The sequence below is a fragment of the Streptomyces sp. CA-278952 genome, from assembly GCF_028747205.1.
Lineage (GTDB): Bacteria > Actinomycetota > Actinomycetes > Streptomycetales > Streptomycetaceae > Streptomyces.
On the sequence record NZ_CP112880.1, the window covers coordinates 3,659,068 to 3,684,660 of the forward strand.

25 protein-coding genes are annotated in these 25,593 nt (G+C 70.7%); 13 read left to right on the top strand and 12 right to left on the bottom strand.

All coding sequences use genetic code 11. The annotated features are described in order from the left end of the window. Positions 1 to 11: 11 nt before the first annotated feature. On the top strand, positions 12 to 749 hold the full coding sequence (locus tag N7925_RS16310) for an SDR family NAD(P)-dependent oxidoreductase (protein ID WP_416222900.1): 738 nt from the start codon (positions 12 to 14) through the stop codon (positions 747 to 749). A gap of 77 nt (positions 750 to 826) precedes the next feature. On the opposite strand, the gene N7925_RS16315 is transcribed toward N7925_RS16310, so the two are convergent. The 6 genes from N7925_RS16315 to N7925_RS16340 form a co-directional block, all read right to left on the bottom strand. Continuing rightward, the gene (locus N7925_RS16315; RefSeq protein WP_274344269.1) at positions 827 to 1,240 is read right to left on the bottom strand and encodes a DMT family transporter; all 414 of its coding nucleotides are present in this window, start codon (positions 1,238 to 1,240) and stop codon (positions 827 to 829) included. Positions 1,241 to 1,342: 102 nt separating this feature from the next. Continuing rightward, positions 1,343 to 1,663, bottom strand: a complete 321-nt coding sequence (locus tag N7925_RS16320; protein ID WP_265600335.1) for a DMT family transporter — start codon at positions 1,661 to 1,663, stop codon at positions 1,343 to 1,345. A 204-nt stretch (positions 1,664 to 1,867) separates the two neighbouring features. Next, entirely contained in the window at positions 1,868 to 2,347 is a 480-nt protein-coding gene (locus N7925_RS16325) for a nucleoside deaminase (RefSeq protein WP_265600336.1), read from the bottom strand. Between the two features lie 139 nt (positions 2,348 to 2,486). Continuing rightward, positions 2,487 to 3,584, bottom strand: coding sequence for an NADH:flavin oxidoreductase (locus N7925_RS16330; protein ID WP_274344270.1), 1,098 nt, complete (start codon positions 3,582 to 3,584; stop codon positions 2,487 to 2,489). 34 nt (positions 3,585 to 3,618) lie between these two features. After that, positions 3,619 to 4,275, bottom strand: coding sequence for a DsbA family oxidoreductase (locus N7925_RS16335; protein WP_265600338.1), 657 nt, complete (start codon positions 4,273 to 4,275; stop codon positions 3,619 to 3,621). Positions 4,276 to 4,513: 238 nt separating this feature from the next. Then, on the bottom strand, positions 4,514 to 6,055 hold the full coding sequence (locus N7925_RS16340) for an IclR family transcriptional regulator (RefSeq protein ID WP_274344271.1): 1,542 nt from the start codon (positions 6,053 to 6,055) through the stop codon (positions 4,514 to 4,516). Between the two features lie 280 nt (positions 6,056 to 6,335). Here N7925_RS16340 and N7925_RS16345 point away from each other — a divergent pair, with 280 nt between their 5' ends. From N7925_RS16345 to N7925_RS16360, 4 genes are all read left to right on the top strand, one after another. Further along, on the top strand, positions 6,336 to 7,670 hold the full coding sequence (locus N7925_RS16345; protein WP_274344272.1) for an MFS transporter: 1,335 nt from the start codon (positions 6,336 to 6,338) through the stop codon (positions 7,668 to 7,670). Between the two features lie 32 nt (positions 7,671 to 7,702). After that, positions 7,703 to 8,692, top strand: a complete 990-nt coding sequence (locus tag N7925_RS16350; RefSeq protein WP_274344273.1) for a hydroxyacid dehydrogenase — start codon at positions 7,703 to 7,705, stop codon at positions 8,690 to 8,692. 48 nt (positions 8,693 to 8,740) lie between these two features. After that, a complete protein-coding gene (locus tag N7925_RS16355; protein WP_274344274.1) occupies positions 8,741 to 9,376 on the top strand; it encodes an RraA family protein in 636 nt (211 codons plus the stop codon). Between the two features lie 367 nt (positions 9,377 to 9,743). Further along, positions 9,744 to 10,361 carry a GNAT family N-acetyltransferase gene (locus tag N7925_RS16360; RefSeq protein ID WP_265600339.1) on the top strand — a complete coding sequence of 206 codons (618 nt, stop codon included), beginning with the start codon at positions 9,744 to 9,746 and terminating at the stop codon, positions 10,359 to 10,361. On the opposite strand, the gene N7925_RS16365 is transcribed toward N7925_RS16360, so the two are convergent. Continuing rightward, positions 10,350 to 10,757, bottom strand: coding sequence for a hypothetical protein (locus N7925_RS16365; RefSeq protein ID WP_265600340.1), 408 nt, complete (start codon positions 10,755 to 10,757; stop codon positions 10,350 to 10,352). The genes N7925_RS16360 and N7925_RS16365 overlap by 12 nt on opposite strands. Positions 10,758 to 10,913: 156 nt before the next feature. Here N7925_RS16365 and N7925_RS16370 point away from each other — a divergent pair, with 156 nt between their 5' ends. After that, positions 10,914 to 11,750 (top strand): helix-turn-helix domain-containing protein, encoded by an 837-nt coding sequence (locus N7925_RS16370; RefSeq protein ID WP_274344275.1) that lies wholly within the window; start codon positions 10,914 to 10,916, stop codon positions 11,748 to 11,750. Then, positions 11,747 to 11,983, top strand: a complete 237-nt coding sequence (locus N7925_RS16375; RefSeq protein ID WP_274344276.1) for a DUF397 domain-containing protein — start codon at positions 11,747 to 11,749, stop codon at positions 11,981 to 11,983. Before N7925_RS16370 ends, N7925_RS16375 begins: the two co-directional genes overlap by 4 nt. A gap of 90 nt (positions 11,984 to 12,073) precedes the next feature. Here N7925_RS16375 and N7925_RS16380 read toward each other — a convergent pair whose 3' ends face one another. Continuing rightward, entirely contained in the window at positions 12,074 to 12,433 is a 360-nt protein-coding gene (locus N7925_RS16380; RefSeq protein WP_416222901.1) for a hypothetical protein, read from the bottom strand. Positions 12,434 to 12,855: 422 nt separating this feature from the next. Between N7925_RS16380 and N7925_RS16385 the strand changes: the two genes are divergently transcribed. The 3 genes from N7925_RS16385 to N7925_RS16395 all read left to right on the top strand — a co-directional run bounded on the left by N7925_RS16385 (position 12,856) and on the right by N7925_RS16395 (position 16,150). Further along, positions 12,856 to 13,584, top strand: a complete 729-nt coding sequence (locus tag N7925_RS16385; RefSeq protein WP_274344277.1) for an ArsR/SmtB family transcription factor — start codon at positions 12,856 to 12,858, stop codon at positions 13,582 to 13,584. Between the two features lie 87 nt (positions 13,585 to 13,671). Continuing rightward, positions 13,672 to 14,190 (top strand): DUF1203 domain-containing protein, encoded by a 519-nt coding sequence (locus N7925_RS16390; RefSeq protein WP_274344278.1) that lies wholly within the window; start codon positions 13,672 to 13,674, stop codon positions 14,188 to 14,190. Between the two features lie 181 nt (positions 14,191 to 14,371). Beyond that, positions 14,372 to 16,150: an acyl-CoA dehydrogenase family protein gene (locus tag N7925_RS16395; RefSeq protein WP_274344279.1), complete on the top strand. Its 1,779-nt coding sequence runs from the start codon at positions 14,372 to 14,374 to the stop codon at positions 16,148 to 16,150. Between the two features lie 67 nt (positions 16,151 to 16,217). Here the strand turns inward: N7925_RS16395 and N7925_RS16400 are convergent, their stop codons facing one another. Then, positions 16,218 to 17,678, bottom strand: coding sequence for a helix-turn-helix domain-containing protein (locus tag N7925_RS16400; RefSeq protein ID WP_274346484.1), 1,461 nt, complete (start codon positions 17,676 to 17,678; stop codon positions 16,218 to 16,220). A 406-nt stretch (positions 17,679 to 18,084) separates the two neighbouring features. On the opposite strand from N7925_RS16400, the gene dnaN reads away from it, so the two are divergent. Then, on the top strand, positions 18,085 to 19,212 hold the full coding sequence (gene dnaN, locus N7925_RS16405; protein WP_274344280.1) for a DNA polymerase III subunit beta: 1,128 nt from the start codon (positions 18,085 to 18,087) through the stop codon (positions 19,210 to 19,212). Between the two features lie 130 nt (positions 19,213 to 19,342). Here the strand turns inward: dnaN and N7925_RS16410 are convergent, their stop codons facing one another. Further along, on the bottom strand, positions 19,343 to 20,227 hold the full coding sequence (locus N7925_RS16410) for a glycoside hydrolase family 19 protein (protein ID WP_265600347.1): 885 nt from the start codon (positions 20,225 to 20,227) through the stop codon (positions 19,343 to 19,345). Positions 20,228 to 20,531: 304 nt separating this feature from the next. Continuing rightward, positions 20,532 to 21,425 (bottom strand): glycoside hydrolase family 19 protein, encoded by an 894-nt coding sequence (locus N7925_RS16415; RefSeq protein ID WP_331618203.1) that lies wholly within the window; start codon positions 21,423 to 21,425, stop codon positions 20,532 to 20,534. A gap of 311 nt (positions 21,426 to 21,736) precedes the next feature. On the opposite strand from N7925_RS16415, the gene N7925_RS16420 reads away from it, so the two are divergent. After that, positions 21,737 to 23,116 (top strand): MFS transporter, encoded by a 1,380-nt coding sequence (locus N7925_RS16420; protein WP_274346486.1) that lies wholly within the window; start codon positions 21,737 to 21,739, stop codon positions 23,114 to 23,116. A 157-nt stretch (positions 23,117 to 23,273) separates the two neighbouring features. On the opposite strand, the gene N7925_RS16425 is transcribed toward N7925_RS16420, so the two are convergent. Then, the gene (locus tag N7925_RS16425; protein ID WP_274344281.1) at positions 23,274 to 24,050 is read right to left on the bottom strand and encodes a MerR family transcriptional regulator; all 777 of its coding nucleotides are present in this window, start codon (positions 24,048 to 24,050) and stop codon (positions 23,274 to 23,276) included. 294 nt (positions 24,051 to 24,344) lie between these two features. On the opposite strand from N7925_RS16425, the gene N7925_RS16430 reads away from it, so the two are divergent. Next, complete coding sequence (locus N7925_RS16430) at positions 24,345 to 25,571, top strand: serine hydrolase domain-containing protein (RefSeq protein WP_274344282.1); 1,227 nt, start codon at positions 24,345 to 24,347, stop codon at positions 25,569 to 25,571. Positions 25,572 to 25,593 lie beyond the last annotated feature (22 nt).

Sequence of the window (25,593 nt, forward strand, 5' to 3'; positions counted from 1 at the left end):
TGCAAGGGAAAGTGGCGCTGATCACCGGTGCCTCCAGCGGCATCGGCGCCGCGGCGGCCCGGCACTTCGCCGACGAGGGAGCCGCCGTCGTGCTCGTGGCCCGCAGGGCCCGGCTGGTCGAGGAGGTGGCCGAACGCATAAGGAAGGACGGCGGCCGGGCGGTGGCCGTACCGGGCGACGTCACCCTCCAGGCGGACATGGAGCAGGCCGTGGCCATGGCGGTCGCCCGGTTCGGCAAGCTCGACTGCGCCTTCAACAACGCCGGTTACGCCAGCGCCGGAACGGTTCTGCACGAACTCCCCGACGACGTCTTCGACCGCACCATGGACGTCAACGTGCGCGGCGTGTGGAACTGTCTGCGCGCCCAGATACCCGCCATGCTGCCGGGCGGAGCCGGCTCCGTCGTCAACACCTCCAGCGTCGCGGGCGTGCGCGCCACCTCCGCCTCCGCGCCCTACGTGGCCGCGAAGCACGCGGTCATCGGGCTGACCAGGGCGGCAGCCGCCGAGTACGGCGAGCACGGCATCCGCGTCAACGCGCTCGTGGTGGGCAGCACCGACACGGAGATGATGGACGGCGTCCTGTCGGCCGGACCCTCCGTGAGCGCCGGCTTCGGCGGCAAGGCGATCCAGCAGCGCCTCGCCGACCCGACCGAGATCGCCCGCGCCGCCGCCTGGCTCTGCTCGGACGCCTCGTCCTTCACCACCGGATCCGCCCTCGCGGTGGACGGCGGCAGAACAGCGAAGTGACGGGTACGCCGCAGGCGCCCGCGGCCCCCTCGTGAGGGGCGGCGGGCGCCTGCGGCGTACCGGCGGAGCGAGGAACGTCAGACCTGAACCGCACTGGGCCGGTCCGCGATCTGCTCGGAGCGGGGCGCGGTGGCCGCCTCGGGCTTCGTGCGGTCGGCGAGCTTCAGCCAGATGACCCCGACGATGATGACGGCCAGCCAGATGCCCTTGGCCAGGGTGAGGGTCTCGTCGAAGAAGAACGGGCCGAGCACCGCGGCGCCGACCGCGCCGATTCCCGCCCAGACGGCGTAGCCGATGCTCACGTCGATCGTGCGGAGGGCGAGGCTCAGTGCGTAGAGCGTCAGCAGGAAGAACACCACCGCGACCAGGGACCAGGTCAGAACGGTGAAGCCCTCGCTGCCGCCGACGGCGAGCGCGTACCCGATCTCGAAGCCTCCGGCGAGCAGGAGGGAGAGCCAGGCGTTGGTGGAGCTCTTGGCTGCGTTGGACATGGGAGGTGAGTCCTCTCTCAGGGAAGGCGTCAGGTGGTTACGCGGGGTGCGCAGGGTGCGCGGGGTGCGCGAGGCGTGCGGGGCCGGAGGCTGGGCTCCGGCTCAGGCGGAGCCGCTCAGCTGCAGGCCGACGACGCCACCGATGACGAGGAGAATGCCGATCGCCTTGTTCGCGTTCAGACGCTGGCCGAAGAACAGCGCTCCGAGGACGGTGATACCGACGCCCGCGACGGACGTCCACAGGGCGTAGCCGACGCCGACGTCGAAGGTCAGCAGCGCCTTGCTGAGGAAGAAGGTCGCGGCGGCGCCGCTGGCCAGGGTGATGCCGGTCCACTTGCGGTTCTTGAAGCCCTCGGCCTTTCCGGCGGCGATGGCGACCACGATCTCGAGGGCGACGGCGATGGCGAGGTAGAGCCAGTGCATGGGAGGTCCTTCCGTGCGGTGAATGAACGGGGTGGGCGGGAAGTGCGGGTGAGCGGGAAGTGCGGGTGAGCGGGAAGTGCGGGTGAGCGGGAAGTGCGGGTGAGCGGGAAGTGCGGGTGAGCGGGAAGTGCGGGTGAGCGGGAAGTGCGGGTGAGCGGAGTCAGCGGCGCCGGGTGGCGATGCCGCGTGGCGGAGGTCCGGTGGCTAGCGAGGCGATCGACTCAGGGTGAGGAAGTCCTGGAACGGCTGCTCGGCCTCGGGGAGTTGCAGCGCGGTGACCTTGATCGGCCACTTCTCCGGGTCCTCGGCGAAGACGGCGTACGAGCTCGTGTAGTCGAAGCCGTACCGGGCGGCGGTCCTGCGGTCGGCGGCGTGCACGATGTGCCCGATGCCGGCGAACCGGGCCGCCAGGTAGCACAGGGCGCAGGGCTCGCCGGAGGCGAAGAGGGTGGCGCCCGCCACGGCGTGGATCCCGTACTTGGTGGCGGCTTCCCTGAGGGCGACGACCTCGGCGTGGGCGGTCGGGTCGTTGTCCTCGCGGACCCGGTTGAAGCCCGTCCCCAGAATCCGTCCACCGGCCACGACCACGCCGGAGAAGGGGATACCGCCCTGCGCGACGTGCTCGCGGCTGATCCGGACCGCCTCGTGGGCGTAGCCCAGCAGTTCGCTTTCGTGTGTACCCATCAGCAGTTCGTCTCCCGAGTTGCCCTGCGTCGATCATTTCGCTCAGTCATTTGCCTGCACATGCAAGCGGATACTTCCGCAACTCTCCGCCGGCAACTTGCCCTGCGGGAACTAATCTTGCATGTGCATGTAACCACTGTCAAGCACGCGCGTACGCACGGGCGTTGTCCAGGGTCGCCAGCGGCTCCAGCAGCCGGGGGTCGAACGCGGCCTGGACCGTCCCCGCGGCCACCCTGCGCGGCAGGTCGGGGTTGGCCAGCGCGCCCGTCCCGACGGCCAGGACATCGGCGTGCCCGTCGTCCAGCACACGCCGCGCCACGGCTTCCTGGTGCAGCCCGCCATTGGCGATCACGGGGAGTCCGGTGACCGACCGGGCGAGCGCGGGCAGCGTCCGCCCTTCCGGGAACCAGTCCCGTCCGCTTCCCGCGAGATGCAGATAGTCGGCCCCGGCCGCGGCGGCCGTCGTGAAGACCGCTTCCGCTTCGGCGCCCCCGCCCGGCCATCGCCAGGCGGGATCGTTGATCTTCCCCTGGGAGAAGCGGACGCCGACCGGGAAACCGGACCCGGTCGCGCCTCTGACCTCGGCCGTCACCTCCCGTACGAGCCGCAGGCGTTCCTCGACTCCTCCGCCGTACTCGTCGGTGCGGAGATTGGTGTACGGGGTCAGGAACTGGTCGAGCAGATAGCCGTTGGCGGCGTGGATCTCCACCCCGTCGAAGCCGGCGTCGCGGGCGCGGACCGCGGCGGCGGCGAAGCCGTGCACGGCCTCGGCGATCTGGCGGCGGGTCATCTCCATCGGCACGGGCCACGGGCCGGTGCCGCGGTACTTGGCCAGTTGCTCGCCCAGTGGCCTGACCGCCGACGGGCCCGCGGCCCGGTCGCGGAACCGGTTGCCCTGCGAGACGGCCCCGGCGTGCATCAGCTGAAGAACGACGCGCGCGCCGGCGGCATGCGCTCTCTCCACGACGGGCCTCCAGGCTGCGGCCTGCGCCTCGTCCGTGATGCCGGGCTGGTGCAGGTAGCCCTGGCTGAAGGCCCGGTCGGTGTAGGTCCCTTCGGTGATCAGGAGCCCGAAGCCGCCCTCGGCGTAGGCCGCGTAGTACGCGGCCATCTCCTGGGTGGCCCGGCCGTCCTCGGTCGCGGAGACCCGGGTCATGGGGGCGACGGCGTATCTGTTGCACAGCTCCAGCCCCGCGAACCGGCAGGCCTTGAGCGCGGGATGCGTGGCGGGAAGCATGGGGGGATGCGTGGCGGGATGCGTGGCGGGCACCTCAGCAGCTCCCGTCGATGCCGCAGGAGGCGCCGTACACGTCGCCCTCCGCCTGCTGTGCCCGGGCGTCCAGGATCGCCTTGCGCAACTGGGCCGGACGCGGAACTCCCTCGATCCGGGTGTCGCCGACGAGCATGGTGGGAACGGACTGCACGCGGTGGGCCGCCGCCTCCCGCAGGGCCTCCTGGTGCCGGGCGCGATAGGTGCCGTCCGCCAGCGCGGCCCGGAAGCCGGCCTCGTCCAGGCCGATCTCGCCGGCCAGGGCGACGAGGACGTCGATCTGCCCCAGGTCCTGGTTCTCCTGGAAGAAGGCGCGGAACATCCGCTGGTTGTAGGCGGTCCCGAGGCCGTGCTCGGCCGCGTACTGATAGCCCTCGAAGGCGAGAGCCGTGTACGGCTGAGGAGAGACGGCGGGGAGCGTGATGTCGACGCCCAGTCGGCGCGCCATGGGGTAGACGGCCCGTTCCCAGATGCTGGGGAGGTACTCGTCCTCCGGCCGCAGGGTGGGCTGGGGGTGGGGACGCAGCTCGAAGGGCATCCACTCGACGTCCACCTCGACGCCGACGTCCTTGATCGCCTCTTCGAGCGGACCTTCGGCCAGCATGCAGAAGGGGCAGACGTAGTCGGACCAGATCTTGATCTTCACGGGTTCAGCCATGCGCCGACCTCCAGGTCATTGATCGCGCAAGCAACAACATCCCCCGACGGTGCGGCAGGAGTTGACGGACGTCCAGAAGGTTGCACGATCATGCACTTTTGTGTCAAGTCTCCCCGCCGCCGGTCGAGACGGCAACCCGGGAGAGCGGACCAGCCCCGGCCCGCTTCGACACAGCGCTCCGTCGCATCGCCGAGATCGCTGCGGCAACGGCGGTAAGGCACGGGGGACGGCCAGGGGCCTACTGGAGAGACAGAAGCCGCGTGAGGGTGCGCGCAGCTTCGGCGAGCCTGCGGATGAGGTCGTCGATGTTGAGCTGTTCTGCCTGGTGGCGGGGGATGGTGGCAGTGACGGAGCCTGCGACCGAGTGGTTGATGAAGTAGGGAACGGCGATGCCGAACGCATCGGCAATGCGCTCTCCGTCTCCCTGGGCCCAGCCGCGTTCGCGTACTTGCCGTAGATCGTCGCTGATGTGCGTGCGGTCCAGTGGAGTGTTGTCGGTGTACATCACCAGGGGCAGCTGGGACAGGGTGTTCTCGGGCAGGAACGCCAGGATGGCTTTACCTGCGGCGCCTGCGGCAAGCGGAGTTTCCGTATCGGTGGGCAGGCTGTAGTGGATCGGTTTGGAGCCCGAGACGACGGTGGTCATGTGGGCGGTGCGGGTCGCGGGCCTGTACTCGGTAAGGCCGATGGTTTCGCCGGTCTCATGGGCCAGGGCTTCAAGCACAGGTGCGGCGATCACGCCGGCGGAGGGCAGCGAACCCAGTGATGCCGCCCAGCGCAGGAGCAGAGGGCCGACCTGGGCCTGGTCATCGCGGGGTGCGGCCAGCCCTGTCGCATAGGCGGCGTCCAGAAGACGGGCGGCGGTGGCGGGGTTGCCGCTCAGGAGGCGGGCCAGCGCGCGGCCTCCCGTGGGGAGGGGCGCGCCGGTGGCCAGAGCGGTCAGCAATCGTTCGAGGCGGTCCGCGGCCGATCCTCTTTCGTCGACGCCGCGGCCGGTCAGCGAGACAGGCTCCGCAGTGTGCTGGGCCGCGGGCACGGCTTCACGGGCGAGCCGGCTGATCTCGTCGACGGTGTTTCGTACGTGTACCGCGAAGCGCTCAAGGTCTTCGGTCGTGGTTTCATGTCGCAGGCGCGTGGCTGAAATCGCGCCCGTGAGTCCTGCTACGCGCAGTGGTGCTGCGACTCCCGCAGCCAGGGCGACGTGCTGACCGATGCTGATCGTGATGCCGTCCTGGTGCGACTGCCGGGTTGACCGGGCCAGGGTGGCGCGGTCGGTGACGGTGTCCGCGGTATAGGCGATCAGGTCGAGGCGTTCGAGAACCTCGGGTCCCAGTTCGGCGAGGATGGCGCGGCCGGCCGCGCCCGCGTGCAGGGGAATGATCTTTCCGGGGTCGAGCCGATAGCGCAGTGGTCCGTCCGGCACGGCGGCGAGGGCGACGAAGGCCTCGGTGCGGATCGGGTCGTAGAGCGACAGAAGGATGGTGGCGTCGCAGGTGGCCGCGAGTTGCTCCGCCAGCGGTCGGGCCTGGCAGAACAGTGGGTGAGTGCGGTGGACGTTGTCCATCAGCACGCGCAGGCGCGGCCCGAAGCTGTAGGTGGCGTTGGCGGTCTGGGCGGCCAGATCGCACTCGGTGAGAGCCTGCAGGACACGATGGACGGTACTGCGGCTCAGGTGTGCTTCCGCAGCCAGCTCACGCACGCCCCACGGCTCGTTCACCGGTCGGCGGGTGAGGGCGTCAAGGGTGACGACGAGCCGGTCGTTGACGGCCGATCCGCTCATACGACGCGCCGGTCGGCGCGCGCTCGCGGGCTCCGTGGCGACGTCAGCATTGCGGGCCTCCCCGTCCTGTCGCGCCCGCGGTTCCGGGCGGCTCGGCCATTTTACGCGGCGCCCCACGGGTCTTGCGGGCGATGTCGTTGCTGCTCAGAGGGGCGGTCAGTTGTTTCGCCAACGTTTCTCCTGCCTTGCGGCAAGGGGTTGACACCAGGCCAATCCCAGCCAGACACTCACTGAACGCTTTACAGGACAGTGTCCCATTTTTTGCACAGGGAGGTGCGAGATGTCAGTCTCGACAGACACTGCAGGGGTGAGCCCGCCCGCCACCGAGGAACACCGGCGCAAGGCCAAGAAGGCGACAGCGGTCGCTGCCTTCGGCACGTTCATCGAGTACTACGACTTCAGCGTCTACGGCTACGTCGCCGCGACGCTCGCGATCGTCTTCTTCCCCAGTGACAACCCGACCGTCGGCCTGCTCAACACGTTCCTGGTCTTCGGCTCGGCCTTCGCCGTCCGCCCCCTGGGCGCACTGTTCTTCGGCCGCCTCGGCGACCGCGCCGGCCGTCGCGTCAGCCTCATCGCCAGCATCGGCCTCATGAGTCTGGCCGCCGCTCTGACCGGCCTGCTCCCCGGCTACGCCAGCATCGGCGTAGCCGCCCCGATCCTGCTCATCATCCTGCGCATGCTCCAGGGCTTCTCCACCGGCGGCGAGATCGGCGGCGCGGCCAGCTACATCCGCGAGTGGGCGCCCAAGGAACGCCGCTCGCTCTACATCTCCTTCATCCCCGGCGTGGCCGTGTTCGGCAAGGCCTGCGCCGCCGGCATGGCCGCCCTCGCCGCCACGTTGATCCCCGAGAGCGCCATGGAGTCGTGGGGCTGGCGCATCCCGTTCCTGCTCGCCGTCCCGCTCGGCCTGCTCTGTCTGTACCTGCGCCTGAAGATCGAGGACACCCCCGAGTTCCGCGACACCCAGTCGGCCGACCGCTCCGCCCGCCCGGACCGCAAGCCGTTCAAGGAACTGATGGCCGACTACCCCGGCCCGCTCGGAAAGGTCATGGCGATCTCCACCGTGCAGAACGTCGGCACCTACGTGGGCACCGTGTTCGTGGCCTCCTACCTGAGCAGCGTCCTCGACTTCAGCGAAGGCGAAGCCGCCACCATCGTCCTGCTCGCCGTCCTCGCGGCCGCCGTCTTCATCCCCCTGTGCGGCCAGTTCGGCTCCCGCGTCGGCGGCAAGCGGGTCCTGATCGTCTCCTACATCGCCTACGTGGCCCTCACCATCCCGTCCTTCTGGCTCATGGGACGCGGATCGGTGGGTCTGGCCATCGCCGGCCTCCTGCTCGGCATGATCCCCTACGCGCTGTGCCAGGCCGGTACCTACGCCGCCATGCCCGAGTTCTTCCCCGTCCAGGTCCGCCACACCGGCGTCGCCTTCGGCCACAGCGTCGGCGCCGTCATCGGCGGCGGCGCCGGCCCCTACGCCTCCACCTGGCTCATCGACTCCACCGGCAGCACCCTGGTGCCCGCCTACATCCTCGTCTTCTTCGGCCTGTTCGGACTCGCCGTCGTCCTCGGTCTCATGCGCCCCAGCGCCTCGCGCGACCACCTCTACGCCTGACCGCCCTTCTCTGACCGAACGGACCAGAACGCATGACGTCCCTCTACGTCTCCGACGCCATCCACACGCACGTGCTCGCCCAACTGCGCGAGATCGGCGAGGTTCACCTCGGCTACGGCCCCTCGGCAACCCCGTACGCGGCCGTCCAGGATCGTGTCGACGCCGTCATGCTGCGCGCCGAGCAGTTCACCGCGGACAAGATCGAAGCCTCACCACGCCTGAAGATCATCGCCAGGCACGGGGTGGGCACCGACAACGTCGACATCCACGCCGCCACCCGCAGCGGCGTGTGGGTCACCGTGACACCGGGCAGCAACGCCCGCTCCGTCGCCGAGCACGTCTTCGCCCTCACGCTGGCACTCGCACGGCGCATCCCCGCCGCGGCCGCCGGTACCGCCGCGGGGCAGTGGTCGGCGATCAAGCCGGGCCTGACCGGTTTCGAGCTGCACGGCCGCACCCTGGGCCTGTTCGGCTTCGGCCGCATCGCCTTCCTGACCGCCGAGATCGCACGGGGCTTCGGCATGCCCGTCCTCGTGTGCGACCCCTACGTGGCCCCGGAGTTCGTCCGACAGTACGGCGCCGAACTCGTCGCCTTCGATGAACTCATCACCCAGTCGGACGTGCTCAGCCTGCACGCGCCGCTCACCGCGGCGACCAAGCGGATCATCGACGCCGACGCCATCGCCCGCATGCGCCCCGGCACCGTACTCATCAACACCGCACGCGGTGCGCTCATCGACGAAGCGGCCGTGCTGCTGGCCCTGGAGTCCGGGCACCTTGGCGGCGCCGCCCTTGACGTCATCGAGGGTGAGTCCGCCGACATGCAGGACCCCCTGCCCCACAGTGACGGCATCACCGCGCGCAACGGTCACCTCGACAACCTGATCGTGACCCCGCACGTGGGCGGACAGACCACCCAGTCCCTGCTCGCCGCCGGCACCCAGGCCTTGCAGTGCATCCAGCAGGTTCTGACCGGCGGCACGCCGCAGCACGCCGTCAACCACCCGGCCTCCGCGGCCTGAGCCAGGCGCTGAGCGCATCCCGCCGCACGACCAGAATCGAGACCTCCGTTGTTCATCAAGGCCCCCACCGACAACATCGAGATCGCCCCGCCGTGGCCGCGCGCCGACCTCGACGAAGTGAAGAAGCTCGCCCAGTACCCGGTGGCTCTGATCGGCGACGCCCAGTCCCGCCTGGGCATGATGGCGTCGCCCATCCGCCCCGTTACGCCCTCACCACGCCTCGCGGGCACGGTCCTTCCCATTCACGCCCGTGAAGGCGACAACCTCGCCATCCACCGCGCCCTCGACGACGCCCTCCCCGGCGACATCCTGGTCATCAACGCCAACGCCGAGACCAACCGCGCCGTCTTCGGGGACATCCTCGGCGAGATCTGCCTCGCCAAGGGGGTGACCGGCATCGTCGTCGACGGCTCCATCCGAGACGTCGACGAACTCGCCGGGCAGGGCCTCGCCGTCTACGCCCGGGGCATCTCCCCCGCCGGCCCGTGGAAGAACGGCCCTGGCCGTATCGGATTCCCGGTCGCCTGCGGCAACATCGTCTGCAACCCCGGCGACGCCATCATCGGCGACAACGACGGCATCGTGGTCATCCCGCAGCACGCCCTGTCGGACACGATCGAACGCACCGAGGCGCAGGAGCGGACCGAGCAGAAGATGCGTGACGCCATTCACGCGGCCGTCTGAACACCGCCTCAGCCACGACTCCGGCTTCTCCACGGGCGCCAGGCGCACCGAAAACCGGGCCGGCGGCAGGACTCCACACCGCGGTAGTCATACACACCACCTCCACCGCACCGAGGTCGGGTGAGACGCGCTGGGGAACAGGGTGGGTGGGCGGCGATCGAGGGCGCGCGCCCACCCACCAGCAGCTCTCCTGCCTGCTGCCTCCTCACCCATCGGGAAAGGCCCCCTGCGCCCCCTGCGCTCTCACCTCAGCGCACAGAGCCGGGAGCCGAGCCTCACGCGGATCTACGTGCCCCTTCGCGGCAGCTTCGGGAGAACAGGACCGAAACCCCTTGCGGGAGCGCTCCCGCACCTGAAGGATCCCCGCATGACTTCTCCGTCGGCCGTGCTGCGCCCGTACCGCCCCGAGGACCGCGAGGCCCTCTTCGACATCTGCGTACGCACGGGGCACGAGGGTGGGGACGCCCGCCACCTCTACCCGGACCCGGGCCTGCTGCCGAACATCTTCGCCGCGCCCTACGCCGCCCTGGAGCCGGAGCTGGCGTTCGTGGTCGAGGACGGCGGGCGCGCGGTCGGCTACATCCTCGGCACGGCGGACACCGCGTCCTTCGTCGACCGCTACCGCGCCGAATGGCTCCCCGGCCTCGCCGAGCGCTACCCGGCCCCCGTACGCGAACCCGCGTCCCCCACCGAGCGGATGACCGCCCTGATGCACGACCCCGAGCGCATGATCGTGCCGGAGCTGGCCGACTATCCGGCCCACCTGCACATCGACCTGCTCCCGACCCACCAGCGGTCCGGGCACGGGCGACGGCTCATGGAGGCCTTCCTCGCCGCCCTGCACGGGCAGGGCGTCAAGGCGGTCCATCTGGGCATGCTCACCGCCAACACCCGGGCCCGCGCCTTCTACGACCGCGTCGGCTTCCACGAGATCGCCGTTTCGGACGCGGGACCCGTGACGTACCTGGGCCGCTCAACTCAGTAACGTGTACGCCGCGTTGAACAGAATCAGCGTGTGCACGAACCGTCCCGCGCGCGTGGGCGGGTACCGCCACATCAGCGGCCAGGTGTCACCCCCGAGCGCCGGTACGGGAACATAACTGATCCGACCCGTGGCCCCGTTGAACGTCGTCACCGCGCGCGGCCACGGCCGCCCGGCCGTGGAGCCCGCCGGCACGAGGAAGTACACCCCGCGCCGGCCGTTCGACTCGGTGACGACGGGTCCCGGTTCGCCGCCGACCAACTCCTCCATCAGGTCGGCCAGCCGCCGCCCGTCGTCGCCGTCCACGCGGACGGCGTCGAATTGCACGCCCGCCTTGCGAAGGTGAAATCCGGAGTCCGGAATCCACTCGGCCCTCAGCCCACCATTAAGTGCGTTCACGAGACGATTGTGACCCCGATCACCTAGCGTTCTCCGTACCTGCCGAGGTGCGTCGTACAGCCGTTGACCTGCTCGAACTTCTGTGAAGTGGGGTGGAATTCAACGACTTCGAGTAATGACCGGTTGAGTTCGGTTGAGTCGAAAAGAGATCGCGTAATGGCGAGTGCTGAGAACAAGCAGACCGCGAGCCCGATGGCCCTCATGGTGGCGGAAGTGGTCCGGACGATGCGTATCCAGCGGGGGTGGACACAGGAACAGCTCGGCCTGGAGCTGGGCTACTCGGCAGCGGCGGTGAGCGCCATGGAGACGTGCGCGCAGCCCGCTAGCGACGCGATGCTGGTCGAATTGGGACGGGTATTCGGCAACGGGGCCGCCATGTTCGAGAGCGCGCGGCGGTACATGCGGATGGAGAGGTATCCGCTCCAGTTCCAGGACTACGCGCTACTGGAGCAGGCGGCACTGAGCCTTCAGCTGTTCGCGACGAACGTCATCCACGGGCTGTTCCAGACGGAGGCGTACGCGCGTGCGCTGATCGGCGGCGGATGCCCGCCGCTCTCCGACCAGCGCGTGGAGGAGCTGGTCCAGCTGCGGATGGAGCGCAAGGCGCTCTTCGACCGGGAGCCGGTCCCGATGATCGAGATCATCATCGACGAGTCCGTCCTGCGCCGGGTCATCGGCGACGAGGAGATCATGCGGGAGCAGCTGCTCCACCTCGTGGAGTGTGCCCGTCGCCGCAATGTCACACTGCTGGTGCTGCCGCTGGACGCCGGTAAGTATGGGGAGTACGCAGGAGCTCGCGGCGAGATGAACTTGGTGGAGACTCCGGCGCACGAGCATCTCGTCTATCTGGAGGTGCAGGACGAGAGCTTGCTGATCAGCGACCCGGCAAAGGTGAGCACCTACGCTCAGCGCTATGCGAAGATCCGGTCACAGGCTCTGGGTCCTCGTGAATCGCTGGACCTCATCAAGCGGTTGGCAGGAGTAGTGGAATGAGCAGCACCCTCCGATGGTTCACGTCGAGCTACAGCAGCGACAGCGGCGGCAACTGCATCGAGGTCGCCTACGACTGGCACAAGTCCTCCTACAGCAGCTCCAGCGGCGGCGACTGCATCGAGGTGGCCACCTGCCCCCACGCCGTCCACGTCCGTGATTCCAAGGTGCCCGCAGGCCCCGCCTTCGCCGTCGCGCCGGACGCCTGGTCCGCGTTCCTCGGCTGGACGGGCTGACAGCCCGGCACCACCACTTCGGCGGCCTGCCTCCTGGCGTGCATCACCACCACGCCAGGAGGCAGACCGCTCACGAAAGGCGCGACTCCGTCACGCGGCCAGCTTCACGGAGTTGATCGGCGTGAAGTCGTAGTCGTAGTACGTGCCGGCCGCCTGGTTGCCCCCGCAGCCGGTGCCGTTGGAGCCCGTGCACCGGTACGCCTTGGCGCCGCCGGTCTGGTTGTTGAACCAGCGCTTCATGCCGATCTGGTCGTAGATCCTGTGGGTCCCGTACGAGTAGAACGCGTGGCTCGGCCTGTCGCCGTTCCAGCTCGCGTTGGGATACAGACAGACCGCACCGGACGGGCAGCCGTGGATCGTGGCCGCCGCCTCCACCGCGGTGGCCGATCCGCCCAACGTGAGTACGGCGCCGGTGGCGAGCGCCGTGGCGGCCATCGCTGTCCTCTTCATGGTGCTCCGAAACTGACGCATGCGCGTTTTCCCCCATCTGGTCGGTCTTGGGTCCTTCCCCGCTCCTTCAGGAGCTTCTCCATCGATGATGAAGAAGCCCGTGAAGACGGGTCCAAGGGTTTTCGTCGCACGGCAAACGGATGTGTTCATTCGGGGGATCCATGGAACTCCGTATCCATTTCACAGCAGACGATCTGACACGCATCACGGTGGCTCCCCGCCCCGACCCCATGTGGGAGCTGGTCACCAGCCTGCATGCACTTCAGGCCCCGCGACCCGCCCCCGACCACGCGCCGTGGCGGGAGCACGTGCGCAGCCGGCTGGCCAGAAGCGACCTGAGAGAGCCGATCCGCCTGCTCACCGCGTTGGTGCCGGACCGGGGGAAATTCCCCGACTTTCTGACCCCACCCCACAGAGGCGGAATGGAGATAGCCCGTGACCTGATTCTCGCCACGCCGACGGAACGCGTGCGCGCCGAGTTAGCCGCATGCTGCACGCAGCGAAAGCCGCCCGACCGGCTCCGGCGGCTCGCGGAAGGCGACCGCGCCGCCCGGCAGGAGCTCGACGCCGCCCTTGCCGTCTACTTCAGCGAACTCCTCGCCCCACAACGGCGACTGATCGACGACGCGGTGCACAACCACCGCGCGCACCACAGCCGGGATCTGCTGGAAGGGGGCGCGGAACGGCTACTGAGGGCGCTGTCGCCCTGCATCCGCTGGGAACCGCCGACGCTGATCGCCGACTATCCGCGCGACGGCGACCTCCACCTGCGCGGCCGCGGTATCTCGCTGATCCCGTCCTTCTTCTGCACGGGGCGTCCCATCACGCTCATCGACCCCGGCCTCCCTCCCGTTCTGGTCTACCCCGCGAGCCGTCGCTCCGACGGTGCGGACACCCTGGACGGCCTGCCCGAACTGCTGGGCCGCACACGGGCCATGGCTCTGTGCGCGCTGTCCTCACCGTGCTCGACGGGCGAGCTGGCCGTGCGGATCGGTGTGTCGATCGCGAGCGCGAGCAAGCACGCGTCGGTGCTGCGCAGGGCGAGGCTCATCACCAGTACGCGCAGGGGCTGCGAGGTGGTGCACGCCCTGACGCCGCTCGGGCGTGAGGTGGCGCAGGGGCGGCGCCGCGGATCGTGGTGCGGTGAGTGACGACTGCCGGCCTTCTGCGCGGGCACGCACCAACGCGACGTCCGTTTTCTGCCAGCAACCGCCCGCGCGCCGCTTCAGCATGGGCGCATGACCACCTACACCGTGCTCCCTGTCGACCCGGCCGTCCTGAAGGAACTGCGGGTCCTCGACGACGCGGGCCGCCCCTGCGCCCCGTACACCGCGACCGGCGACGACGCGGGCTCTCCGCTGCGCTGCTGCCTGCGCCCCGTCACGCTCGGCGAGCGGATAGCCCTTGTTTCTTACGCCCCTTTGCGCCGCTGGGCCACCACGAGGGGCGCAGACCCGGGCGCGTACGACGAACAGGGCCCGGTCTTCATCCATGCCGACGACTGCGGCGGGTTCACTCCCGGCGAGGGCTACCCCTTCGCTCGGCCGGGAGCCCTGCGTACCGTGCGGCGCTACGACGCACGGGGCCATATCGCAGGCGGCCGCCTCCTGGAGATCCCGGCCGACGCCACGGCCGGCTTCGACGCGGCCTTCGACGACGCGTTCAACGATCCGGACGTGGTGCTCGTACACGTCAGGGCACTGGAGTACGGATGCTTCCACTTCGAGGTGCGACGGCCCGCCGCCCCGGAGCAGTGAGCTGTCCGCCACGCAGCAGTGAATCGGCTGCGGGCACCAGGCGGAATCGATCGTCCAACGGCGGCTGCCCGCGTCAGGCGGAAGCGAGTGACGAGGCAGGCACCTACCGTGTTTTCGCCCAGCTCAATCGTGTTGATCATCACCCCGTCAGACGTGATCGATCAGGCTAGTTTTCTTCCGTGTGACTGACTCTCAGATCCCGGATACCGCACACGCCTCCACCGCCCTCGCCGACGCCCTGTTCGCCGGTCAGCTGGGCACGACTCACGAGCGATGGAGGCACCTCTTCAGCTCCGCCCCGTTCCGCTTCGAGGAGGGGCTGACCCACCGAGAACGCATAGACCTGAGCTACGCCCGACTCCGCCTGGTCAACGAGGCCGTGGAGGCACCGCAGGTCCTGGCGAACGATCCGGCCGAACTCACCGCCATCCACGAGTGGGCCGGTGCGGTGGACCCGGGCATGGCGACCATCGTGGCCATCCACTACAACCTCTTCTTCGGCAGCCTGGCAGACCACGAGGCGGCCGGGCGGGACCTGAGCGAGTACATCCGCGGAGACCGCATAGGGACTTTCCTCTGCACCGAGATCGCCCATGGCAACGATGCCGCGCACATGGAGACCACGGCGACATACGACCGGGCGACGCGCGGGTTCGTGCTGAACACCCCCACACCCGCCGCGGCGAAGTTCATGCCCAACACCAGCCCGGCCGGTGGGGCGAAGGGGGCCGTCGTCGCTGCCCGCCTGATCGTCGACGGCACCGACCACGGCGTCTTCCTGTTCCTGACACCGCTCAGCGACAGCGACGGCAGCCCGTTGCCAGGTGTGGAGGTGCGGCCGCTGCCCCAGACGGCCAGCAGCCCCGTCGACCACTGCGCCACGACGTTCCACCACGTCCGCCTCCCGCACAGCGCTCTCCTCCAGGGCGACCACGGCCACCTCACCCCCGCCGGCGAGTTCACCAGCACGCTCGGAAGCCCCCGCCGACGGTTCCTCCAGTCCATCGGACGAGTCACGATGGGCAAGCTCTGCATGACCGCCCACAGCCTCGGCGTCATGCGGCACGCTCTCGACATCGCCATGCGCTACGCCCACACCCGGGTCACCTCGGGCATGACCAACGGCCAGCGCGTCCCGCTGATCGCCCACCGCGGGCACCACACCCCTCTGCTCGACGCCGCGGCGACGACCTACGCCGCCACGCTGCTCCAGCGGTCGGTCGTGCGGCAGTGGGACCGGGCGACCGGCGAGGAGCGCGAGGCGTACGAGCGGCTGACAGCGATCAGCAAGGCATGGATCACCTGGCGGGCCCGCGCGGTCATGACCGAGTGCCGCGAACGGTGCGGCGCCCAGGGCCTGATCCAGGCGAACGGCATCGCGCTCCAGCTCGCCTCCATCGAGGGCACGATCACGGCCGAGGGTGACAACCAGGTCATCATGCAGAAAGCCGGGGGAGAGATGCTGCTCGGCGGCGTCGACCTCAAGCCGGAGAGCGAGATCCCACCCGGGGGCCGGGAGCTGACCGACCCCCAGTTCCTCCAGGACCTCTTGGCCGACATCGAGCGCATCTCCCACGCCCGTGCGAAAGCCCGGCTCCGGCAGCGCGCCGCGTCGCCGCTGGCCCGATGGAACGCGACCGTGACGCCCGCCGTGGCGCTGGCCGACGCACACGTCCACCGGCTGGCAGCCGAGTCCCTGCTGACCGCCGCCGACCAGGCCCCCTCCGGGCTGCCGGCGGACCTGCTGCGCGGGCTGCACGCCCTGTTCGCGCTGCGCCGGGTCGCCGCGCACAGTGGGGACCTGCTGGCACGCGGCCGGTTGACGGCTCATCAGGTCGAGGGCTTGCCCGACGCGGTCGAGGCGGTCCTCATCTTCCTGGAACCGCACGCGCTGACCCTCACCCGCGCCTTCGCCGTACCCGAGGCGCTGCTGGAGACACACCCGATGCTCAGCGCCTGAGCAGGCCCACGGGAGCAACCGGCCCCCGGCCCGCAGGAGGGGGGCGTACGAACAGCGGGACAGCTCCTCAGGCCGCCGCGCCCAGGTCGCGGGCCCTCAGCGCCAGCCACAGGTCGTAGCGGGCGCTCGGGGGCCGCAACAGCGAGCGCTGGAGGACCGTTTCGAGCCGGGTGAGGCGTTTGCGGGCGCCGGGCACGCTGATGCCCAGCTCGGCGGCGGCCGGCCCCAGGCGGCCCTCGCAGCGCAGCCAGGTGCGCAGGGTCTCCTCGGCCCCGAGGACGGGGGCCAGTTGCTGGTCGGCCCAGTGCAGTACGGCAGGGCGACGCAGGACCTCGTCGAGCGCCCGCGCCGCCTCTCGCGTACCGGCCCCGGTGGGGGCGTACGGGGCGGGCTCGGTGGTGCACGCCGGGGCGGGGGTGGCGCGGACGCGCAGGGCCAGGTCGAGGGCGGCCTGGTCAGCGAGCCGGTGCAGGTCGAGGCCGAGCAGCTCGCCGATGAGCCGCAGCCGGGCGGCCAGGGTGTTGCGGTGGACCTTGAGGTGGGCGGTCGCGTGCGACGAGAACGCCAGCCAGGAGCCGGCCGTGGCCGCCAGCTCCTGGGCCCCGGGGTCCTGCGCGCGGCGCGGCACATGGGTCAGGAGCGGGGTCAGCAGGTCGTGCGCCCACTGCCGCCCGGCCGGTCCGACGACGAGCGCGGGATCCGGCGAGATCCCGAACCGAGCGTGCCGGGAGGGTAGTTCGCGGGCGACGGCCAGGGCGTGGAAGGCCTGGCGGTAGCCGGTCGCGGTGTCGGCCAGCGGCACGGGTTCGCTGACGCCCACGACACAGTCGCCGACCTGGGCTGCGACGGCCTCGTCGGTCGGGGCGGCCCCCTCCTGCGGCTCCTGCGCGGGCATCACCAGGATGAGGTGGCGGGCGTAGACGGGGCACCGCACGATCCAGGACCGGGCGCCGTCCGCGTCCAGGCAGATCCGGGCCACCTCGTCGCGGCCGTCGCCCGCGCACTCCACGACGCACACCCGTACCGGATCGGGCAGCCGGGGGCGCAGCGCACCGGCGACCTGCTGGGCGATGGAGAGCTGGCCCGTCATCAGCAGGTGCAGCACCGCCTCGCGGCCCCGCGACTCGGCGAGGTCGACCCGGCGGCGCTTGCGCTCCAGGGTCTCGGCCTGCCGGCACAGGGACAGCGGCAGGACCACGTCGGCCAGCAGCGTGGCGAGTCCGGCGGCCACGGGCCGGGGGGTGACGACGGCGAGCACGGGGGCCGCGCGGTCGTCGGCGTTCAGGGGGAACAGCAGGGCGGTGTGCGCGCCGGTGTCGAGGGAGTACGCCCGGGCCGCGCGCTCCGTGAGGGCGCTCGCGCCCTCGGCGACGAGCCCCGCGATGTCGGGAACCACCACCCGTGCCGTACGGGCCGCCGCGTGCAGCACCGTCCCGTCCGGGCCGACGAGCCCGGCCCAGCCGCCCGCCCGCCCGGCCAGCCAGCGCAGCAGCTCGGCGGTTCCGCCGGTGCGGGCCAGCCGGTGCATCAGCAGAAGGTCGTCCGCACGCTCCCGTGCTCGCACCTGTTCCCCCGTTCCCGCCCTGGACACGGCCGTGGAGCCGGCGGACCGCCCCGCACGACTGACTGTGCGGACCGATACCCCCGTGACCGTCCCACTGGGCGCATTGAATCTCCCGTCTCCCTACCCTGCGTTCTATCGTCCCAACGTGTTCCAGCCCGTCGGGGGACGGCTCCGGAACAGGGGGCGCGGGGGTACGGGGGTACGGGGGTACGGGGGTACGGGGGTACGGGGAACGCGGCGGCAGCGGCTCACGGGGGTGGTCGCTGTCGTCGGCTCCCGCCCCGCGCCGATTGTCAGTGGTGCCTTTTATCGTCGTCGTCATGGGAGCCGGCCTCCGGCTCCGGCTTGCGACGCGCCAGGAAAGGCCCCCATGGAGTTCCGTATCGAACGCAGTGCCCTGACCGAAGCCGTCTCCTGGGCGGCCCGGGTCCTGCCGGTGCGCTCGCCCGTCCCCGTGCTGGGCGGGCTGCTGCTGGACACGGCGGGCGGGGGCGAGGGCGGCGGCGGGCCCCTGCGGATCTCCGGGCTCGACTACGAGGCGTCCGCGCGCATCGACGTGGACGCCGAGGTCGTGCGGCCCGGGAAGGTGCTCGTCATGGGGCGGCGGCTGCTGGACATCTGCAAGGTGCTGCCCGAGGGGCCCGTGGAGTGCGCCGTGGAGGGCTCGCGGTTCACGGTGTCGGGCGACGGGGCCCGGTTCGGCCTCTCCGTGCTGCCGCTGGACGACTATCCCGCCCTGCCCCCGCTCCCGCAGCTCCGGGGCGCGGTGGACGCGGGGCTGTTCGCGGCGGCCGTGGCCGATGTGGCGGTGGCCGCGGGGCGCGACGACACGCTGCCCGCGCTCACCGGGATCCGGCTGGGGCTCGACGGCGACACGATGACGCTCGCCGCGACCGACCGGTACCGCTTCGCCGTACGGACCCTCCCGTGGAAGGCGACGACGCCCGGCGAGACCGCCGACGTCATCGTCTCCGCCCGCCGCCTCACCGAGATCGCCCGCTCACTGGGCCGCTCCGGGCTCGTGAGCGTCGCTCTGGACGCCGGTTCGGCGGGCTTCGAGCACTCCGGGATGCGGACCACGGTGCGGCTGCTGGAAGGCCGGCTGCCGCGCCACGAGAAGCTGTTCGCGATGGTGGACCCGGCGGCCGCGGTGGTGGACCGGGTCCGGCTGACGGAGGCCGTCAAGCGGGTCTCCGTCGTCGCCGACGGGGACAGCCCGGTGCAGATGACCTTCTCCCGCGCCGACGCCTCCGTGACCCTCCGCGCGGGTTACGAGGACGACGTGGCGTCCCAGCGCCTGCCGGCCACCCTGGAGGGGGCCGAGGAGCTGACCGTGGCCTTCAACCCCGGCTATCTGGCGGACGCCCTGGCGTCCTTCACGGAGCCGTCCCTGCGGCTCCTGCTGCTGGGGGCCGGTCAGCGCGCGATGATCACGGACGAGACGGGCACGGACGTCCACCGGCACCTGCTGATGTCGGTGAAGCCGCAGTTGGGGTGAGGGGCGCCGGACGCCGGAGCGGGGGTGCACCCGGCGTGAGCCGGACACACCCCCGTTCGGGTGGGGTCTCTCGGGGATCCTCAGGGCCCCTCAGCAGCCCTCGCGGGCCGGTGAGGGGCGGTCGGAGCGGTCAGCAGCTCAGGTTCGGACCCGTGGTGGTGCCGAGGATCTGGGTGAACTGGGTGAACTTGTTGATGCGGCTCTGGACCTGCGCCGGGTTGCCGCCGTTGCACTCCAGGGCGCCGTTGATCGAGCGGATCGTCTCGCCGAAGCCGGCGTTGTTGACGATGGCGTTGTGCGGGGTCATGGTGCCGGGGCCGTTCTGGGTGTTCCAGTACCAGAGGCCGGTCTTCCACGCCACGGCCGGGTCCTGCTCCACCAGGTACGGGTTGGCGAGCAGGTTGATGCCCAGGGCGTCACCGGCGGCCTTGTAGTTGAAGTTCCAGCTCAGCTGGATCGGGCCGCGGCCGTAGTAGGCGGCCTGGCCGGCCGGGCAGCCGTAGGACTGGGTGGTGTCGCAGTAGTGCGGGTAGTTCGCCTCGTTGACTTCCTTGATGTAGTACAGCCCGCCGGTCTCGTGGCTGACGTTGGCGAGGAAGGCCGCGGCCTCGCGCTTCTTCACCTCGTCGGTGCCGGTCTTGGCGAAGGCCGGGAAGGCGCTCAGGGCGTCGGTGAGGCCCTTGTACGTGTAGAAGGCGTTCCGGTTCGGGAACATCTGGTTGAACTGGGCCTCGCTGACGACGAAGCCGTTGTTCTCGCCCGGGTTCTCGCCGCCGGTGCCGCAGGCACCCTTGTCGGCCCAGACGTCCGACGTGCCCGGACGCTCGTTCTGGGTCCACCACTTCGCGGTGTAGTTGCGGCCGTTGTACGAGACCGCGCCGCCGTTCGTGTAGACGGAGGAGGAGCTCCAGGCCGTGGCGCAGGTAGCTGCCTGCGCGGTGGTGGCGGGAAGGACGACGAGCGCCGCGACGATCGCGGCGAGCGCGACCAGCAGACTCATGACACGTCGGATCACGTGATCACACTCCTTGGACGCGGCGCGACGTCCGGCCTGCGCCGCAGTGGGGGTGCCGACACTCAAGCGAGGATGGTCTGGACCTGTCAAGGTCTAGACCATCCTCGAAGAAGATGCCGGTTCCACCGGTTCCGACCGCCGCCGCCCGGGGCGATCGCGTCAAGAGGGCCCTCAACAGCCGCTACTCCGGAGGGAGTCCGTCCGGGGCCCCGGCGAACGGGGGCGGAACCGAAAGTAAAATCTTCCGGCCCGCCCAGCATGCGGACGGTTCCGGATGACCTACGGGCACCCGGGCCCGGCAGGCTCAGCAGGTGAGTCCGGCCCCCGGGGCCACCCCGACGATGCCCGTGATGCGCTCGTACCGCTCCACCCGCGCGGTCACCGACCCCGGGTTGCCGCCGTCGCACTCCAGGGCCCCGTTGAGCGAGCGGATCGTCTCGCCGAAGCCGGCGCCGCCGACCATCGCGTCGTGGGACGTCATGGTGCCGGGCCCGTTCTGGGTGTTCCAGTACCAGAGGGCGGTGGCCCAGGCGACGGACGGATCCCGCTCGACCAGCCAGGGATCGTTCAGCAGGTCGAGCCCGAGGGCGTCACCGGCGGCCTTGTAGTTGAAGTTCCAGCTGAACATGATCGGGCCGCGCCCGTAGTACGCCTCGCGCCCCGCCGGGCAGCCGAAGGGCTGGGTGTCGTCGCACTTGCGCCAGTAGTTGGCCTCGTTGATCTCCTTGACGTACTGCAGCCCCACCGACTCGAAGTCCGCGTGCGTCAGGAACGCCGCCGCCTCGCGGGCCCGCGTCTGCGGCGTACCGACGTTGGCGAACCGCGGGTAGGCGTGCAGCGCGTCGATCAGGCCCTGGTACGTGTAGAACGGGTCGCGGTCCGGGAAGATGTCGTCGAACCGCTGCTCGCTGATGACGAAGTCGGACACCCCTCCCGTACAGGCGCCGCGGTCCGACCAGGCGGATCTGGCCCCCGGATTCTCCCCCCGCGTCCACCACTTGGCGCTCCAGTTGCGCCCGTGGTGGGAGACGGTGTCCCCGGCGCGGTAGTCGACCGAGGCGCTGTGGAGCGGCGCGCAGAGCCCGTCGGCGGGGGCGGCGGCCGACGCGGCGGGGGCCGCCGTCACGAGAGCGGCGGCGAGGGTGGCCAGGGCCGCAGGGACGGTCAGGAACCTCTTGGCACGAACAAGGCGAACGATGCGAACGCGGCCAACGATGCGGTCGATGCGGTCGATGCGGTTCAGGCTGCTCACTCCTTCGGTGCGGCACACCGAGCACCCCGGCAGGCCGACATGACGGGTCACCACCCAAGCCCGCATGGTCTGGACCTGTCAAGGTCTAGACCAGACATGCCGGGTCGCGCCCGCCCCGCCCGGGCTGGATACCCGCCCCGGGTATATGGCCGGTCAAGCCATTGCGGCGAGTGACGCCCCCTCCATAGCGTCGTCGGGTGATAACCGCGCACCCCCGCCGACAGGCCGCACTCGTCGTTCTCTGCTTCGTCCAGTTCATGCTGGTGCTGGACGACACCGTCGTGAACGTCGCCCTCCCCAGCATCAGGAGCGACCTCGGCTTCAGCACCACGGACCTGACCTGGGTCGCCAACGCGTACTTCCTCGCCTTCGGCGGACTGCTGCTGCTCTTCGGCCGCCTCGGCGACCTGATCGGCCGCCGCCGGGTCTTCCTCTGGGGCGTGACCCTGTTCGGCGCCGCGAGCCTGCTCTGCGGACTCGCCCAGGAGCCCTGGCAGCTCGTGGCCGGACGGTTCGCCCAGGGGGCGGGCGCGGCCATGGCCAGCCCGGCAGCCCTGGCGCTGATCACCCTGCTCTTCCCCGGCCGCGAGGAGCGCGCCAAGGCGCTCGGCATTTGGGGCGCCATCGCCGGTCTGGGCGGCACCACCGGGGTGGTGATCTCCGGGGCGCTCACCGGGCTGGCGTCCTGGCGCTGGATCTTCCTGATCAATCTGCCGGTCGCCGTCCTGGCCCTGGTGCTCCTGCCGCGCCTGGTCGGCGAGAGCCGCACCGACCGCCCCGCCCGGCTGGACGTCCCGGGCGCGCTGCTGGGCACCGGCGCCGTCGTCTCCCTGGTCTACGCCCTGCTCCAGACCGAGCGGGCGGGCTGGAGCGACCCGCCGGTCCTGGTGCCGCTGCTGCTCGGCACCGCCCTGGGGGCCCTCTTCCTCGTGGTCGAGGCACGCACGGCGGATCCGCTCATCCCGCTGTCGTTCCTCGCCGTCAGGATCCGCGTCGTCTCCAACGCGGCGGGCCTGCTCTTCGCCGCCGCCTTCTTCTCCCTGTCCTTCCTGCTGATGCTGCATCTGCAGACGGTGCTGGGATACGGGCCGCTCACGGCCGGCTTCGGCTTCCTCCCCTACGGCGCGGGCATCCTCACCGGCGTCTGGTGCTCTTCCCGCGTCGTGGTCCGGCTCGGGCTGCGGTGGGCGCTGGTGCTGGCGTTCCTGATCAGCGCGGGCGGACTCCTGCTGCTCTCCGGGGTGTCGCCGAACGACAGCTACGCGATCGGCGTGCTGCCCGGCATGCTGGTGGTGAGCTTCGGCTCCGGCCTCGGCTTCCCCGCCCTCGCCATCGCCGGGGTCTCCGGCACCGACGAGGAGAACGCCGGCCTCGGTTCGGCGGTCCTCAGCTCGGTGCAGCAGATCGGCGGCGCCGTGGGACTGGCCGTCCTGGTCTCCGTGGCCACCCGGCGCAGCGAGGAGCTGACCGGTTCCGTCGGCCCGCTGCGCGCGGCGACGGAAGGGTTCTCCCTGACGCTCACCATCGCCGCCGGGCTGCTCGCTCTCGGCGCCGCGCTCATCGCCGTACTGCTCGCCAAGGACAGCGCGGCACAGCCGGAATCCGCCGCGCGGGAGCCGTCACCGAAGCCGGTGTAGTCAGGGCTGAGGAACATCGCACGGCCGTGCGGGGCAAGGGTGGTACGCAGGGCCGCCCGCCGGGCAGTTACCGGTTCGGACGCGGCGCAGTTCCCGGTTCGGACGCGGCGGGACGCGGCGGGCGTTCCACTGCGGCGCCGGGTCCGCCGGGCGGCCGTCACTGATGCGGAACGGTGATGCCGGCCGCGCGCAGGTCCGCCTCGACCAGCGTGTTCAACCGGGCGATGGACGGCGACTGGTCTTCGCGGTGGTGGTTGACCAGGGCGTACCGGGAGGCGGCGTCGGACTGGTTCCCCAACCCTGCCGGCATCGCCAGGAGCGTCCGGTCGGCCAGCAGCTTGCCGGCCAGCGCGGACGCCAGTTCCTCGATCCGCGGGTCGTCCGGCTCCCAGGACCTCGCATCCCAGGCCCGCTTGGTCAGCTCGACGGACTCGGGATCGTCCAAAGCACGTTCGAGCCGGGTCAGGAAGTTGTGGAAGATCTCCGGGACCAGCGCTCGGGCCAGCACCAGGGCCTCCCGTTGAACGGCCACGTAGTCGGGAGCGAAGCCGAGTCCGGCGAGTCCGTCCAGGACCGCGCAGGCTCGGTCGGGCAGCAGGGCCCGGTCGCCGTGGTCGAGGCGGTGCAGCCTGTCGCGGCGAGCGATCAGGTCTTCGATCCGTTCGGTGAGCTGGTGATGGACGTCGTCCAGGGTGGCGGCGAACGTCCGGGGATCGGCGTCGAGCAGGTCACCGATCTCGCCCAGCGGCACGCCGGCCGCGGCCAGGGTCCGGACCTGGACCAGACGGAACAGCTCGCCCGACCGGTAACGGCGGTAGCCGGAGCCGTCGCGTTCCGGCTCGGCGACCAGTCCGAGCCGGTGGTAGTGCCGCACGGTCTTGATCGTGACACCGACGTACGCCGCCGCCTGACCGATCGTCAGTCCGTCTGCCATCGGCTCAGCACCTCCGGTTCGTGGACGGCCGCGGTCTCGCGAAGCGCGTCGGCGACGGCCGGGAAGCCCGGACGATCACCGGGGCGAGGATAGCGCGCACCCGCTCCCGCCCGCCCCCTGCCGCCGAGCAGGGCCGGGACGCCTGCGGCCGGCGCCTGGCAACCCTTGGCGCACGACGGGGGGGGTTGACCTTGACCTCGGGTCAAGGACGCAGGCTCTGCACAGGGCCGCTCGAAGGGCCAGGCAGCCACCGGGGCCGCCGTGAGAACTCACTCCGCGAACAGGAGATCCACCATGGGAACCAGCGACAACGGCTTCTCGGACGCAGGGCTGCGCCGACTGCGCGAGGTGCTGGCAGGGCACGTCGAGTCCCAGAGGATTCCCGGCCTGGTCGCCCTGGTCAGCCGCGGCGGCCGGACGCACGTCGAGGCGATCGGGACGATGCGCCATGACGGCGGTCCGCCGATGCACCGGCACACGATCTTCCGGATGGCGTCCACGTCGAAACCCGTCACGATGGCGGCAGCGATGATCCTGCTCGACGAGTGCCGGCTGCGGCTGGACGACCCGGTGGATCAGTGGCTGCCCGAACTCGCCGACCGGCAGGTGCTGAAGCGGCCCGACGGGCCGCTGGACGAGACCGTGCCGGCTCGGCGGCCGATCACCGTAAGGGACCTGCTGACCTCCACGTTCGGGCTCGGAGTGGACTTCGAGTCGATGGCTTCCCCGATCAGGGCCGCGACCCACGAACGTCTCGACTACAGCGTGTCATCCGGGCCCGCGCCCGGTCCGGACGAGTGGATGCGCCGCCTCGGCGAGCTGCCGTTGCAGTTCCAGCCCGGAGAGCGGTGGCAGTACGACCTCAGCAACGAGGTGGTCGGTGTCCTCGTCTCCAGGGTCACGGGACAGCCGTTGGAGACGTTCCTGCGGACGCGCGTCCTCGATCCCCTGGGGATGAAGGACACCGCCTTCCACGTGCCCGCCGACAAGATCGACCGACTGCCGCCCCTGTACGGGCCCGACCCGCGGACCGGCGAGTTCGTCGTGTGGGACGAGGCGGCAGGGGGGAGGTCCAGCGCGCCTCCCGCGTTCCAGGGCGCCGGCGGCGGGCTGGTCTCCACCGCCGACGACTACCACGCCTACTTCCAGATGCTGCTGAACCACGGCATGCACGGGAATGAACGGATCCTGTCCCGCGCCGCCGTCGAGCTGATGACCACCAACCGTCTCTCGCCCGGGCAACTGGCCGCCCGGGAAGCCATGTTCAGCAACGTCGCCCACCTGTCGTCCGGCCAGGGGTCGACCGGCGGCTGGGGCATCGGCATGGCGGTGCGCACCCATCGCGGCGACTACGCGCCCATCGGCCAGTTCGGCTGGTTCGGCGGTACCGGCACTACCGCCTTCGCGGACAGGACCAACCAGCTCACCGGGGTCCTGCTCACCCAGGTCGGACTGTCCACCCCGGATTCGCCCCGCGCCATGAACGACTTCTGGACCAAGCTCTACCAGGCCATCGACTGACGACGAGCCAGAGGCCGGCACG